A 12,818-nucleotide genomic window follows, 5' to 3' on the forward strand; every position below is an offset into this window, starting at 1 on the left:
AGCCTTCGCAAACATCGTCCGGATGGGATCGAGCAGGCCGGCGAGCCGTGGATGAGCGAGGACTTCCCGCTGCCGGCGACGCCCGTGACGACGGTCAGGCGGCGTTTGGGCAGATCGACGTCGATATCTTTCAGGTTATTGACTCGGGCGCCTCGCACTTTGATGAGGTCGTGGCTATCGGCTGCGTGCATGGTGGTGTCCACTTCATTCGCTCCGGCTAGGTAACTGTACTCTGCCGTCAGCGCCGGGGGCGGGCGGCCAACTAGGCTGAACCAATGGACTCCTCCCAGGTGCGTGAGCGCCTCGCCCGCTCGAGGCTCGAGCCCATTGTTGACGAGCTTGGTTTCGATACCGAGGACGTCGCGGATCTATTCGCGGCCCGAGTTTGCTCGCACCTTTTGGTGTGACTCTTGGCTGCTAAATCCCGCACTTGAGGAGATCACTCCAGGATCCAACCTCGCTCACTTTGCGCGGCGCTGGCGGATCGCTGAGAGTCTCGAGGATGTCGACGGGGTGGTGTTCTTCGTCTTCGATCGCCGTCCGCCCTACGACCTGGAGGACCTGCCTTCAACGACCCGACTCGAACCAGCCATTCGCGAACGGTTACTCGATGGGCGCGGGTGGCATCGAGGGATCGGGGCCTACTCATGTACCCGTTCCCGCCGTGGCGCTCATGACGCGCCAGCCGATTTCCGTTTCTGTCGGCGCTGCGCCACCGGAAGGCGGAATGGGTTTGACCAGGATCATTCCCACGGGTTCGGCCGTGCCACCCCGGTCCCGGCGCTCAACCAGCCAGTAGCCGTGCCGGGGATCATCATGTCCGGACATAAATCGCTGGAGGTGTCGCTTTGCAACGGCCTCGTCAGGAGTGATGGCGGATGCAGCCGCGTAGTCTGAAGTGAAATCACATTGCCGGGGTGAGAACTAGCCACAGGTCACGCCGGTGGCGTGAACCGGGCAGTATCCGAACGGGTTTTTCTTCAAGTAGTGCTGGTGTTCTTCTTCGGCCAGCCAATACTCGTGGGCGCCGGGTTCTTCGACCGTCGTCGTGATCGGCCCGTATCCGGCCTCGGCTAGGCGCGGCTCATAATCGGCGATGAGCTGGCGAGCAGTTGCCGCCTGCTCCGTCGTCGTCGGGAACACAACCGAGCGGTACTGGCTGCCAACGTCATTGCCCTGACGATCGCCCTGAGTCGGATCGTGGTTTTCCAAGAACACCTTGAGGATGTCAGCGACATCGATCTGCTCCGGGTCGTAGGTCACCCACACAGTCTCCGCGTGCCCGGTGTTGCCGCTACATACCTGGCGGTAGGACGGATGGGAAGCGTCGCCGCCCATGTAACCGACGGTCGTCTCGCTTACCCCGTCGAGGGAATCGAGGAGTTTTTGGGCGCCCCAGAAGCAACCGAGGGCGAGACCAATAGATTCCTGGGAGGCTGGAGAATTCGACATAGCGTGATCGTAACTCAGCATGTCAATCCGACTGAAGAGGGAGCGATACGTCGCTGGCGTAGCGCGCAGGAGTGAAATCTTGCTGCGCGCCCTGATTTGCGGCGTCGCAAGTCAATGAGCTGAGTGGCGCGCCGTAAACTACAGTCGTATCCAGTACCGATTATTCGTCGAAAGCGATGCTCACCATGTCACCTGCGACCCCGAATTGGATTCGCACGATCGCCCGCACCTCGAAAATGAAGATGGTGGAGTCGGCTGAGCGTGTTCGCGCGGCTGGCAACACCAATCGTTTTCCGGAAGAGGCACTCGTCTCCGTCAACGCGAAAACCGATGACGATCCCGACGCCGTAGTGCCCTGGAGCGTACGGGCGGCAGCTGAGTGGTCGTGGCGCCTGCTGATCATCGTGACGGGGCTTGCTGTCCTCGTCTACGCGCTGTACTGGATGCAGATCATCGTCGTTCCGCTGCTGGTCGCGACCCTGATCGCGGTCTTGCTCGAACCCATCAACCAGTGGCTTCGTCGCTACCTGCGTTTCCCGCGCGCCCTTGCTGCACTCACGACCGTCGTCGGTACCCTTGCGGCGATTGCGGCGCTGCTGACCTTCGCTGGCCAGGCACTCGTCGACGGTTTCGCGGATATCGCGGATTCCGCCGCCGCCGGTTTTGACCGGTTGCTCACGTGGCTGTCCGAAGGGCCCCTGCATATCGATGCGACCAAGATCAACGAGTTCCAGGCGGAGCTGGTCTCCAAGGTTCAGGACAACGCGACCACCCTGGCTTCCGGCGCTCTGAGCATTGCCTCCTCGCTCGGCCAGGTCCTGTCCGGCGCACTCATCGCGATTTTCTGCCTGTTCTTCTTCCTGATGGAAGGCCGACGGATCTGGCTGTGGTGCGTCCGCCTGCTGCCGGTCGGCGCTCGCGAGCGCACGCACGAAGCCGCGATTCGCGGCTGGCTGTCGCTTCGCGGCTACGCCCGCACCCAGATCCTGGTGGCGGCCGTCGATGCGATTGGTATTGGCGTCGGCGCCTGGCTGCTGGGAGTCCCGCTGTACCTCCCGCTCGGTGTGCTCGTCTTCCTCGGCTCCTTCGTGCCGATTGTTGGTGCCCTCGTCACCGGCACGATCGCAGTTCTTGTCGCGCTTGTATCCCATGGCTTGTCGACCGCGGTCTTCATGCTCATCGTGGTTCTCGCGGTTCAGCAGATCGAAGGTAACGTGCTGCAGCCCTTCCTCATGGGCCACGCGGTTTCTCTGCATCCTGTTGCGGTGCTGCTCGCGGTGGCGGGCGCGACGTATATCGCGGGCATCGTGGGTGCCCTGTTTGTCGTGCCGTTCGTCGCCTTCTTGAACACCGTGATTTTGTACTTCAACGGTCGAGATAAATTCCCGGCGCTCGCCTCCGACCCGGCTCGCCCCGGAGGGGCACCGGGAGCATTCTCGGAACAGATCGAAGGCACGTTCGAGGACTCCATCGATGTTGCGGAGCACCGCGAGGCCGCCGAGATCGTCGATGGGATTAACGAAGACGAGATCGAGGACCTGACCGAATCAGAGCGCGCCGCGATTCGCGCCGAAAAAGCCAAGGTCAAGGCCGCGCTGGCCAAGCAAAAAGCCGCATCCGCGAAGGCTGATGCCGAATCTGCTACCGATCATGCGGAGCAGGCGAAAGCCCACGCGGACGCGGCCGATGAGCGCACCAAGGATGCGCCCAGAGATTAACTAGCTACGGAACGGCTCGACCTCGGTGATCTTCACCTTCACGGTCGAGCCGTTCGGTGCTTCATAGGACACGCTGTCGCCGACCTTGTGGCCGATGACGGCTGCGCCGATCGGGGAGGACTCCGAGAACACCTTCAGGGCCGGGTCCACATCGACGGCCGCTTCCCGCGAGCCGATGAGGAACGTCATGTCCTTGCCATCGACCTTCGCGTGTACGACGGTGCCAGGCTCTGCCACGCCGTCGTCGGCGGGGGCTTCGCCAACCTGCGCGTCGCGCAGTAGTTCGGTCAGCTGCTGGATGCGGGCCTCGAGCTTGGACTGCTCGTCCCGGGCAGCGTGGTAGCCGCCATTTTCCTTCAGATCGCCTTCCTGACGCGCGGCATCGATGCGAGCGACAACTTCGGCGCGGCCCTCCGTGCTGAGGTGTTCAAGCTCAGCGCTCAGGCGGTCGTAGGACTCTTGCGTCAGCCAGGTCTCAGTCACGATTCCTCCATACAAAAAAGACCACCCCGGCCCTTCGCCGAGGTGAAACATCGCTACACAGCTGTAAAAATCTGGTAGCTCAGCGGTTGATCGCTCGATTATAGCACCGCGACTTTTCGCAGCGCTCGCTGAATTTCCGCTATTTGAGCACGATGCAGTCGGTGACATCCCCGCGAGCTGCTCGCTGGGTCGTCATGAGTTCGACCTCCACGGTGGTCGGTTGCGTCTCGATTGTGGTCTCGACCTCGTTGACGCCGACCTCGATGGAGTTCTCATTGAACGCCCGTACGGTGCAGCGGACGGTGGCATCCAGATCGCTGGTGACGTTGTAACGCACCGTGATCGAGGAGTCCGAGTTCACGGTCGAGCCGAGGACGTCGGAGTGTGCTTGCGGGCTCATGATCGCAACAGCTTGCGAAATCAACCAGATAGCTATGAGGAGACCCGCGATGGCGCCACCGAGCCAGAGTAACCGGTTCTTTCCCTCGGGCGAACCGTAGCGGTCGCGCAGGTATTGATCGGTGGAGGTCATGGCCTCATCCTAGCCAGACTTCAGCTCACAGCTGACCTGGGGGCGCGTGCGGTAAGACCTTCCGAGTAAGATCACTTGGAGTTAATCGGACATGTCCTATGTGAGGTGACACCTATGCGGATGATGGCAGTGCATGCCCATCCTGATGACGAGGCGAGTAAGGGGGCCGGCACGATGGCGAAGTATGTCGCCGAGGGCCACCGGGTGCGCGTTGTCACCTGCACTGGCGGTGAACGCGGCGACATTCTTAATCCCCGCCTCGAAAACGATGCCCAGATCATCGATAACCTCGTGACCGTGCGCCGCTCCGAAATGGCCGCCGCAGCCCGGGCGCTTGGGATCGAACACGCCTGGCTGGGGTTTGTCGATTCCGGTCTGCCCGAGGGCGATCCGATGCCGCCACTGCCGGAAGGCTGCTTTGCATTGGCGCCCGATTCGCAGACCGTGCCCGCGCTCGTGGCCCAGATCCGAGATTTTCGGCCGCATGTGCTCACCACATACAACGAGATCGGCGGTTACCCGCACCCCGATCACATTGCCACCCACAAGATTTCGCTTGCCGCGGTCGATGCCGCAGCGGACCCGGACTACCACCCGGAATTGGGTGAGCCGTGGCAGGTCTCAAAGGTCTACTATGACGTCTCGTTCAGCCAGGATCGACTGGTCGCGATTCACGACGCGATGATCGAACGGGATCTGGAGTCTCCCTTTATGGAATGGCTCAAGAGCAGGGGTGATCGCCCGCAGCGCACCGCGACCGCTCGGATCGAGGTCAGTGACTACTTCCCGCAGCGAGACGCTGCGCTGCGCGCACACGCCACCCAGATCGACCCCGAAGGGTTCTTCTTCCAAGTGCCACGCGATCTCGAAGCTGAAGTCTGGCCGTGGGAAGAGTTCGAGCTGGCTCGCACGGTCGTAGACGTCGCCGAAATGGAAGATGACCTGTTCGCCGGAATCGACGATGGCACGGACAGCGACAAAGTCCGCTGACATAGACTGAAGACAGCAGAAATTCGCGATCAAAGGGTGTGCCCCGTCCATGATTTGGCTAAGTGTTGAGCCCTCGCCGCCGGCGAAGATCGATCCGTACCTCGTGTCGCCCGGCATCTACGGATTCATGACCTTCCTTGTGCTCGCGATCTGCGGCTGGCTGCTGTTCAGCTCGTTTTCGCGACACATCCGCAAGGCCACGTTCCACGCCGATGAGCGGGAAGAAGAGCTTTACGGTGAAGCGTCAGGAGACCGGCGTCGCCACATTCCGATCGACCCGAATCTCAAGCCCACCCAAGGGCCTTACGCGCAGACCGTCCTGGGGCAACGTGCTCCCGAATACGACCCGGACAGTGAAGCGCGGGAAGAGCTCGAGCGCCGCGGCGACCTAGCGTCCACTCCCTTCCCCCGTACTCCGGACGGCATTCCTTCCGTGTGGGGCGGAGACGAGGGACGCTTCAGCGAATCGTATGAGAAGCGTGCCGAGATCGTCTGGACCACGCTCCAAGAGTTAGGCCTGTCGCCATCATTCGCGATGGCCGGCAGCGAAGACGGCGAGGTCATCATGGCCCGCGATGATGCGCGCGATGAGGAACACCTCGTCGTCGTGATCGAGGACCCGAGCGAGCATGAACTCATCGACGCGCGAATCGCTGACGGCACCCTCGCTAGCTGGCTGCGAGAGAGGTTCGAAGGCTAGGACTTCTTCTTTTTCTTGTCCTTCTTTTTCTTCTTGTCTTTTTTGCCGTCGTCCTTAGAGTCGTTCGGCTCGTAGTCGTCGACGAAGTCGGCGACCATTTCCTGCAGCTCTTCGCGCTCGGCCTCGGTCTTTGCCTCGGCCTTCGGCGCGTTCTTGTCCGCGAGCTCGATCGTCTCGGGCTCCATGGTCTCCTTCAACCGCCGCTGCTGGACATCGACGTGCCAGCGCGGAGTGGGCCACTGCAGATCCAGGTCCAGCAGGGCCTTGGTCAGCAACTCGGTGATCACGAGTCGCGAGTACCACTTGCTGTTGGCGGGCACGACGTACCAGGGCGCTTCGTCGGTGCTCGTCCTTTGGATCGCATCCTGGTAGGCCTGCTGGTAGTCCTCCCATTTGGAGCGCGCATCGATGTCATGCGGGTTGAACTTCCAGTGCTTATCTGCCCGGTCCAGGCGCTCCATGAGGCGCAGCCCCTGCTCCTCCTTGGAGATATGCAGCATCACCTTGATCACGGTGATGCCGCTGTCGACCGCCTTCTGCTCGAACTTCACGAGCTCCTCGTAGCGTGGCTCCCACACCGTCTTCGGTTCGAGCTTGTCGACCCGAACGACGAGGACGTCCTCGTAGTGCGAACGGTCAAAGACACCGATCTTGCCGGCCGGCGGCAGGGCGCGGCGGATTCGCCACAGATAGTGATGCTTCTTTTCCTCTGCCGTCGGCACTCCAAAGGATCGCAGTGCGACACCCTGGGGGTCAACCATCCCAAGCACGTGTCGGACGACGCCGCCCTTGCCCGAGGTATCCATTCCCTGCACGACCAGGAGCACGGACTTGTCACCGCCGCTGCGACCGTTGGCATAGAGCCGTTCTTGCAGTTCGGATAGCAGTTCGCCGCGCGCCGCCATGAACTCTTCGGCGGCGGATTTGCCTGCGTCCCAGCCGGGCGTGGCATCGGGATCGATATCGGCCAGGACGGTATCGGCGCCCGCGCGGTGAAGTTCCCAAGGGGGAGTGAGGAAGGCTGACATCGGTGGCTCCTTTCGATGCCACCAGCCTAGAGCTCCGCGCGTCACCACGCGCGTTACCTCGCTAGCGCAAGGTGAGCGCAGCCATAAAGACCGCGACGCAGTGGCAGGCGTACCCGATGACCGTGCAGACGTGGAAAATCTCGTGGAAGCCGAACCAGCGCGGTGCGGGATCCGGCCACTTCAGCGCGTAGACGACGGCCCCGAGCGTGTAGGAGATACCGCCGGCGACCACGAGCCACACGATCGCGGGCCCACCGGCGTGCCAGAACTGCGGCAGGAACCAGACGGCTACCCAGCCAAGGGCGATGTATAGCGGCACATACAGCCAGCGTGGGGCGTGCAGCCACAGCACGCGCAGCAGGATGCCGGCGAGCGCGCCGCCCCACACGACGGTGAGCACCGTCGTCGCGGTGGCGCGGTCGAGGAGGAAGAGCGAGAGCGGGGTATAGGTTCCGGCGATGAGCAAGAAGATGTTGGCGTGATCCATCCGGCGCAGGATCGCCCCGACCTTCGCGGACCACGTGCCGCGGTGATAGACCGCCGAATGCCCAAACAGCACGACGGTGCTGGCGGCAAAGATGGAGACCGCGATCTTGCCCATGGCGGTCGGGGTCAGCGCAATGAGGACAATGCCGGCGGCGAGCGCGAGCGGAGCGGTGACGGCGTGGATCCAGCCGCGGAAGCGGGGCTTGACCTGTTCGAACATATCCTCCATCCGATCAGCCATGCGGGCAGACGTGGATGACGTCGAGCGAAGCTTCACGCGATGAGTCATGAACCCTCCTAACTTACGCACTCGTAACCTACGCCATCGTAACCACACGTGTTGGATAGAGTCGAGCAGAAGAAGTCCATCTCACGTCCCTATTTTCCTGACACAATGACGGAAGGGAAACCCGCCACGCACCCGCGAGGAAGGAACGCACATGGCTTTGAGCTCGCTGCTGTATCCGATGTACGAGCGACGGCTTGCGCGCCAGCTCGACAAGCACAACGTTCCGCGGCATATCGGCGTCATTTTGGACGGCAATCGGCGCTGGGCCAAGGCCCTGGGCACGCCCGCCTCCCACGGCCACCAAAAGGGCGCCGACAAAATCTCCGAGCTGCTCACCTGGAGCGCGGATACGGGCGTCGACGTTGTCACCCTGTGGATGCTGTCCACCGATAACCTCTCGCGCTCCAGCGACGAGCTCAGCCAGCTGCTCGACATCATCTGCGGCGCCGTCGACAAGATCGCCGACGACGGGCGGTGGCGCCTGCGGGTCACCGGAGCGCTCGAACTGCTGCCCGAGGCGGCCAGCACCTGTTTGGCGGAGGCCGAAGCGCGCAATCGCCGCAGCGGGGTGGCGAAGGACGCGATGGTCGTCAACGTCGCCGTAGGCTATGGGGGCCGGCACGAGATCACTGACGCCGTGCGAAACTTCCTGCGCTCCCAGGCCGCGAGCGGCCGCGAACTCGGTGAGGTCGCCGATTCGCTCACCGTCGAGGACATCACCGCGCACCTGTACACCGCGGGTCTACCCGATCCGGACCTCGTCATCCGCACGAGCGGGGAGCAGCGCCTCGGCGGCTTTTTGCTGTGGCAATCCGTGCACTCCGAGTACTACTTCTGTGAGGCGTACTGGCCGGATTTTCGGCGCACCGATTTCTTGCGCGCGCTGCGTGACTACGGGCAGCGCGAACGGCGGATGGGGCGTTAGCCGAGCGCGTCGATCGCCTCGAGGTAGCCCGGCCAGCCGCGGCCGACAATGTGGGCGCTCGTCACGTCGCGGATGACGTTGATCTTGCGGAACTCCTCGCGTGCCTCGACGTCGGAGATATGCACCTCGATGATGGGGCAGCTCAGCGCGGCCAGGGCGTCGCGCAGCGCATAGGAGTAGTGCGTCCACGCGCCGGGGTTGATGATGAGCGCATCGAAGTCGCGCTGCTCGAGCCGGTCGATCGCGCTGCCTTCGTGATTGGACTGGAAATCAGCGAGCTCATGGCCGCGCTCTGCGGCGTGCTCGCGCATCGCCGCGATGATCTCGGCAAGGCTCATCGAGCCGTAAATCTCCGGCTGGCGGGTGCCGAGCATCGCAAGGTTCGGGCCGTTGACGACGAGGATACGCATGGCTACTCCGAGATGGCCGCGAGGGCCGCATCGACTTCTGCTTCACTCACGTCATCGGCCTGGACGACCTCGCCGAGCGCCATCGGCAGGATCCAGCGCACCTTGCCGCGATGGGATTTCTTGTCGCCCTTCAGGGCGCTCGTGACGACGGCGGGATCGAAGCGGCGGGTGAGTTCGAAGCCGAGGTCCGCCGCGACGTCGTCGATGCGCTGAATGAAGGCCGGATCGGCGCCGCGCCCGCGGGCGATGTGGGCGACGGCGCGCAGGCCCAAGATGACGGCGCGGCCGTGGGGCAGGCGGTAGCCGGATTCGATCTCGAGCGCGTGGCCGATCGTGTGGCCGAGGTTCAGGTTGCGGCGCTCGCCCTCCTCGAAGGGATCGCGCTCGACGACGCCGAGCTTGAGCAGCGCGGACCGCTCGATCATGGCGTAGCGCGCCGCCAGATCGGGCTCGCTCGTCGACAGGGCGGCGCGGCCCTTGGCCTCGACGAGGTCGAAGAGCCAGGGATCGCCGATGAGGCCCGACTTCAGGGTTTCGCCCATGCCATCGAGCAGGAGATCACGCGGCAGCGAGGTCAGCGTGGACACGTCGGCGATGACGGCGACGGGCGGCCAGAACGCGCCCGCGGAGTTCTTCGCGGCCGACAGGTCTACGGCGACCTTGCCGCCGATCGCGGCATCGCTCATCGCGAGCCACGTCGTCGGCAGTTGGATGAGCGGCGCGCCGCGCATGTACAGCGCCGCGGCGGTGCCGACGAGGTCGCCCGTCGTGCCGCCGCCGAGCGCCAGCCAGGCGTCCTTGCGTTCAGCACGCACGCTCGCGGCGAACTCCAGCAGCGCTTCGGCGGTGGCGAGGCGCTTGTTTTCCTCCCCGGCGTCGAGCAGCCACTGCCGCGAGCTCGGCAGAATGCTCATGAGGTCGGGGTGCGCGGCGGCGGGGTTCTTATCCGCGACGAGCACCGGTGTGCCGGCCGAGGCGTTCGCGATGAGATCGGACAGGAAGGCGCCGGGCAGCCGGTCGGCAAAGGCGATCGTCGCCTGCGCCGGGCCCATGGGGTGATCTCGGCGCGTCATCATCTTGAACAGCAGGCGGCCCGGATCGGGCCGGCCGGCCGCGCGCGCCCGGCTGAGATCGGCGAGTTGCTGGGCGATGTGGGCGGCGATCCGCTCGGCCTGCGCGGTCGAATCGACGTGGATATCGGCCGCGCGGTAGTAGGGCAGCCGTTGGGTACGGCGCTCGGCGAGTTGCTCGGCCGTCGTCGTGAGCGGTCGCTGCGTTTCATCCATCGACAACCGGTTGCGCAGCACGTGATCGGGCGCGTCGAGCCAGACGACGGTGCCCGCGTGCCACAGGTGCCAGCGTGCGATCGGATCGACGACGGCGCCACCGCCCGTGGCGTAGACGGCGGCATCGCCCGTGACGATCCGGGTGATGAGCGCGCTCTCGCGGGCGCGGAATGCAGCCTCGCCGTGGGCGCGGATATAGTCCGCGGGGCTCGCCTTCTCCTCGCGGGCAAAGACCTCGTCGAGGTCGATAAAGGGCAGGTTGAGCGAGCGCGCAAGCTCGGTCCCGACGGTCGTCTTTCCGACGCCGGGCATTCCGACGAGGATGACACTAGACATGGCTGGCTCCCAGGGTTGTCAGCAGGGCGGTAAGCATAAGGCGCACCGGAACCTCGGTTCCCGTCCAGATCTCAAGGGCGCGGGCGCCCTGGCCGGCGAGCATTCCGGCGCCGGCGCGCGCGGGTGCGCCGAGCTCGCGGGCGGCGGCCACGAGCGCGGTGGGCGTGGGCCGGTAGACGAGATCAAAGACCGCGAGATCGCTGCGCAGCAAGCCGCGATCAACGGGCAGTTCCTCGGACTGCGTGCCGATTGGGGTGGCGTTAATGAGCAGGTCGCAGCGCGGCACTTCGGCCGCAATCTGCCCCCAGGTGCCGGTCCGGCGCGCGAGCGTTGTGGCCTCGATACCGCGCTCGGCAAGGGCCAGGGTGACGGCGCTTGCGGCGCCGCCCGCGCCGAGGACCGCGGCCCGGCGAGGCGTTGTTCCGAGGGCGTCGAGCTCGTCGAGGATCGCGGGATAATCGGTGTTGTGGCCGATGAGGCGGTCGCCGTCGACCTCGATCGTGTTGACGGCGCCCAGGCGCGCGGCCGGGCCCGTGAGTTCGTCGACGAGTTCGGCGGCGCGCTGCTTGTGCGGGACGGTGACATTGGCGCCGCCGTCGGTGCCGCGCAGCGCGTTCAGTGCGGCGGGAAAGTCCTCGGGGCTGACGTCGCTCAGCGTGTAGCGGTGGGGCATGTCGAGGGCGGCGAAGGCCGCGGCCATGATCACCGGGGAGGCCGAATAGCCGATGTGATGGCCAAAGAGAGTGAACGTGCGCCCGGTCATGCGCCTAGTATCCCCCGGATCACTGCTGCGGCGCGTCGCGGCGTTCAGTTGCCGCGGCGAGATCGGCCGCGAAGCCGGGATAGGAGACCGCCGCGCAGTGCGGATCGTCGGCGATGATCGCCCGGGGCGCCAGCTGGCTCGCGGTGAGGATCGCGGCGGCCATGGCGATGCGGTGATCGCCGTCGGTCCGGATCGCCTCGGGCGGTGCGTCGGCGGTGGGGTAGCGGCGCGGCGAGCCCGTGATGCGCCAGCCGTCGGGAGTTTCGGTGACGTCGATGCCGGCGGCGGTGAGCATCGCGCAGGTCAGGGCGATGCGGTCGGATTCCTTGACACGCATCTCGGCGGCATCGCGAAGTTCGCTGGTGCCGCCGGCGCCCGCCATCGCGAGGGCGAGGATGGGCAGTTCGTCGATGAGGTCTGCGGTTTCGGCGCCCGCGATGGTGATGGGGGACAGCAGCGGTGCGGAGCGGACCTCGATCGTGCCGGAGGGCTCGGGGCCGGTCGTGTCATCGGGGGTGAGCGTGATGTCGGCGCCCATGTGGCGCAGCGTGGCGATCAGGGCCGTGCGGGTCGGGTTCAGGCCGACGGCGGGCAGCGTGAGGTCGGCGTCGGGGTGGATGGTGGCCGCCACGAGCCAGAACGCCGCGGAGGACTCGTCGCCGGGGACACTGAATTCGCGCAGCGTGAGGCGGGCGGGGCCGGTGATCGTCGTGCGGGTTTGCGGGGCGCCCTCGCGGCGGATGTCGACGCCACAAAAGGCAAAGAAGCGCTCGGTGTGGTCGCGGGAAGGGCCAGGCAGCGTGATACGGGTGGTGCCGGGGGCGGCGAGCGCGGCAAAGCACAGGGCGGCGAGGACCTGGGCCGAGGGCACGGGCAGCTCGATATCGATGGGGTGCAGCGGGGCCGGGCCGGTGATCGTGACGGGGGCGGTGCCCTTTGAGGTTTCGATGCGAGCACCCATCTCGCGCAGCGGCGCGGCCACCCGATCCATGGGCCGGCTCGACAGTGAGGAATCCCCGGTGAGGGTGACGGCGCCCTCGCGATCGGCGAGCAGGCTGGCGAGGGCTCCCATGAGCAGCCGCATGCCGGTTCCCGAGTTTCCGCAATCGAGAACGAGGGGCGCGTCGGGGGTACCGAGGGTGTCGGGGGCGCCATAGCAAGTCGCGACCAGCAGGTCGTCGGTCAGGACGTCGATGCTGAGGGCGCCGAGGTCCGCCATCGCGTGCGCGGTGGAGACGATGTCGGCGCCGGGATTCTCGATGCGCAACTGCGGCGGATCGGTGAGGCGCTCGCCGGCCAGGGCGGAGGCAATGAGGGCGCGTTGGGCCACCGATTTATTGGCCGGAACCGTGATCGTTCCGGCGAGGCGCGCGGGCCGCAAGCTCATGATTTCTCCTTCGTCGCTGCCCCTATTGTGGCG

At 65.2% G+C, this 12,818-nt stretch carries 16 protein-coding genes; 7 read left to right on the forward strand and 9 right to left on the reverse strand.

The features are described 5' to 3' along the window. The first annotated feature begins 47 nt into the window (after positions 1-47). From MUN85_RS01305 to MUN85_RS13000, 3 genes are read left to right on the forward strand one after another with little or no spacing between them, the layout of a single operon-like run. Positions 48-221: a hypothetical protein gene (locus MUN85_RS01305; protein WP_250505038.1), complete on the forward strand. Its 174-nt coding sequence runs from the start codon at positions 48-50 to the stop codon at positions 219-221. 54 nt (positions 222-275) lie between these two features. After that, on the forward strand, positions 276-407 hold the full coding sequence (locus MUN85_RS12615) for a hypothetical protein (RefSeq protein ID WP_284500812.1): 132 nt from the start codon (positions 276-278) through the stop codon (positions 405-407). Between the two features lie 31 nt (positions 408-438). Next, complete coding sequence (locus MUN85_RS13000; protein WP_431603533.1) at positions 439-897, forward strand: hypothetical protein; 459 nt, start codon at positions 439-441, stop codon at positions 895-897. A gap of 27 nt (positions 898-924) precedes the next feature. Here the strand turns inward: MUN85_RS13000 and msrA are convergent, their stop codons facing one another. Further along, complete coding sequence (msrA, locus tag MUN85_RS01310; RefSeq protein ID WP_250505039.1) at positions 925-1,452, reverse strand: peptide-methionine (S)-S-oxide reductase MsrA; 528 nt, start codon at positions 1,450-1,452, stop codon at positions 925-927. A gap of 185 nt (positions 1,453-1,637) precedes the next feature. Between msrA and MUN85_RS01315 the strand changes: the two genes are divergently transcribed. Next, complete coding sequence (locus MUN85_RS01315) at positions 1,638-3,170, forward strand: AI-2E family transporter (protein ID WP_250505040.1); 1,533 nt, start codon at positions 1,638-1,640, stop codon at positions 3,168-3,170. Here MUN85_RS01315 and greA read toward each other — a convergent pair whose 3' ends face one another. Together greA and MUN85_RS01325 are read right to left on the reverse strand one after the other, a co-directional pair. Next, on the reverse strand, positions 3,171-3,656 hold the full coding sequence (gene greA / locus MUN85_RS01320; RefSeq protein WP_431603534.1) for a transcription elongation factor GreA: 486 nt from the start codon (positions 3,654-3,656) through the stop codon (positions 3,171-3,173). It abuts the gene before it with no gap. 136 nt (positions 3,657-3,792) lie between these two features. Continuing rightward, complete coding sequence (locus MUN85_RS01325; protein WP_250505042.1) at positions 3,793-4,185, reverse strand: DUF4307 domain-containing protein; 393 nt, start codon at positions 4,183-4,185, stop codon at positions 3,793-3,795. A 123-nt stretch (positions 4,186-4,308) separates the two neighbouring features. Here MUN85_RS01325 and mca point away from each other — a divergent pair, with 123 nt between their 5' ends. Both mca and MUN85_RS01335 read left to right on the forward strand, forming a co-directional pair. Then, on the forward strand, positions 4,309-5,175 hold the full coding sequence (gene mca / locus MUN85_RS01330) for a mycothiol conjugate amidase Mca (protein ID WP_284500818.1): 867 nt from the start codon (positions 4,309-4,311) through the stop codon (positions 5,173-5,175). Positions 5,176-5,224: 49 nt separating this feature from the next. Further along, complete coding sequence (locus tag MUN85_RS01335) at positions 5,225-5,875, forward strand: hypothetical protein (RefSeq protein ID WP_250505044.1); 651 nt, start codon at positions 5,225-5,227, stop codon at positions 5,873-5,875. Here the strand turns inward: MUN85_RS01335 and MUN85_RS01340 are convergent. After that, entirely contained in the window at positions 5,872-6,903 is a 1,032-nt protein-coding gene (locus MUN85_RS01340; protein ID WP_250505045.1) for a PPK2 family polyphosphate kinase, read from the reverse strand. The two genes, MUN85_RS01335 and MUN85_RS01340, sit on opposite strands and share 4 nt — an antisense overlap. Positions 6,904-6,964: 61 nt before the next feature. Next, complete coding sequence (gene trhA, locus MUN85_RS01345; protein ID WP_092564144.1) at positions 6,965-7,630, reverse strand: PAQR family membrane homeostasis protein TrhA; 666 nt, start codon at positions 7,628-7,630, stop codon at positions 6,965-6,967. A 199-nt stretch (positions 7,631-7,829) separates the two neighbouring features. Here trhA and MUN85_RS01350 point away from each other — a divergent pair, with 199 nt between their 5' ends. Beyond that, entirely contained in the window at positions 7,830-8,603 is a 774-nt protein-coding gene (locus MUN85_RS01350) for an isoprenyl transferase (RefSeq protein WP_250505046.1), read from the forward strand. Here the strand turns inward: MUN85_RS01350 and MUN85_RS01355 are convergent. Genes MUN85_RS01355 through aroA form a run of 4 tightly spaced genes read right to left on the reverse strand, consistent with a single transcriptional unit; the run spans position 8,600 to position 12,785 of the window. Further along, on the reverse strand, positions 8,600-9,013 hold the full coding sequence (locus tag MUN85_RS01355; protein ID WP_250505047.1) for a type II 3-dehydroquinate dehydratase: 414 nt from the start codon (positions 9,011-9,013) through the stop codon (positions 8,600-8,602). The genes MUN85_RS01350 and MUN85_RS01355 overlap by 4 nt on opposite strands. A 2-nt stretch (positions 9,014-9,015) precedes the next feature. Continuing rightward, entirely contained in the window at positions 9,016-10,635 is a 1,620-nt protein-coding gene (locus MUN85_RS01360) for a bifunctional shikimate kinase/3-dehydroquinate synthase (RefSeq protein WP_250505048.1), read from the reverse strand. Further along, a complete protein-coding gene (locus MUN85_RS01365) occupies positions 10,628-11,398 on the reverse strand; it encodes a shikimate dehydrogenase family protein (RefSeq protein WP_250505049.1) in 771 nt (256 codons plus the stop codon). The genes MUN85_RS01360 and MUN85_RS01365 overlap by 8 nt, the downstream gene beginning before the upstream one ends. 19 nt (positions 11,399-11,417) lie before the next feature. Further along, complete coding sequence (aroA, locus tag MUN85_RS01370; protein ID WP_250505050.1) at positions 11,418-12,785, reverse strand: 3-phosphoshikimate 1-carboxyvinyltransferase; 1,368 nt, start codon at positions 12,783-12,785, stop codon at positions 11,418-11,420. Positions 12,786-12,818 lie beyond the last annotated feature (33 nt).

It is taken from the genome of Bowdeniella massiliensis, assembly GCF_023634005.1.
GTDB classification, from domain to species: Bacteria; Actinomycetota; Actinomycetes; order Actinomycetales; family Actinomycetaceae; genus Bowdeniella; species Bowdeniella massiliensis.

What these genes read in the sequence shown, in the direction of transcription:
- trhA (WP_092564144.1), bottom strand. Translation starts at nt 7,630, where the DNA reads ATGGCTGATCGGATGGAGGATATGTTCGAACAGGTCAAGCCCCGCTTC.
- MUN85_RS01360 (WP_250505048.1), bottom strand. Translation starts at nt 10,635, where the DNA reads ATGTCTAGTGTCATCCTCGTCGGAATGCCCGGCGTCGGAAAGACGACC.
- MUN85_RS01315 (WP_250505040.1), top strand. Translation starts at nt 1,638, where the DNA reads ATGTCACCTGCGACCCCGAATTGGATTCGCACGATCGCCCGCACCTCG.
- mca (WP_284500818.1), top strand. Translation starts at nt 4,309, where the DNA reads ATGGCAGTGCATGCCCATCCTGATGACGAGGCGAGTAAGGGGGCCGGC.
- MUN85_RS01365 (WP_250505049.1), bottom strand. Translation starts at nt 11,398, where the DNA reads ATGACCGGGCGCACGTTCACTCTCTTTGGCCATCACATCGGCTATTCG.
- MUN85_RS01340 (WP_250505045.1), bottom strand. Translation starts at nt 6,903, where the DNA reads ATGTCAGCCTTCCTCACTCCCCCTTGGGAACTTCACCGCGCGGGCGCC.
- aroA (WP_250505050.1), bottom strand. Translation starts at nt 12,785, where the DNA reads ATGAGCTTGCGGCCCGCGCGCCTCGCCGGAACGATCACGGTTCCGGCC.
- MUN85_RS01350 (WP_250505046.1), top strand. Translation starts at nt 7,830, where the DNA reads ATGGCTTTGAGCTCGCTGCTGTATCCGATGTACGAGCGACGGCTTGCG.
- MUN85_RS01325 (WP_250505042.1), bottom strand. Translation starts at nt 4,185, where the DNA reads ATGACCTCCACCGATCAATACCTGCGCGACCGCTACGGTTCGCCCGAG.
- MUN85_RS12615 (WP_284500812.1), top strand. Translation starts at nt 276, where the DNA reads ATGGACTCCTCCCAGGTGCGTGAGCGCCTCGCCCGCTCGAGGCTCGAG.
- MUN85_RS01335 (WP_250505044.1), top strand. Translation starts at nt 5,225, where the DNA reads ATGATTTGGCTAAGTGTTGAGCCCTCGCCGCCGGCGAAGATCGATCCG.
- MUN85_RS01355 (WP_250505047.1), bottom strand. Translation starts at nt 9,013, where the DNA reads ATGCGTATCCTCGTCGTCAACGGCCCGAACCTTGCGATGCTCGGCACC.
- msrA (WP_250505039.1), bottom strand. Translation starts at nt 1,452, where the DNA reads ATGTCGAATTCTCCAGCCTCCCAGGAATCTATTGGTCTCGCCCTCGGT.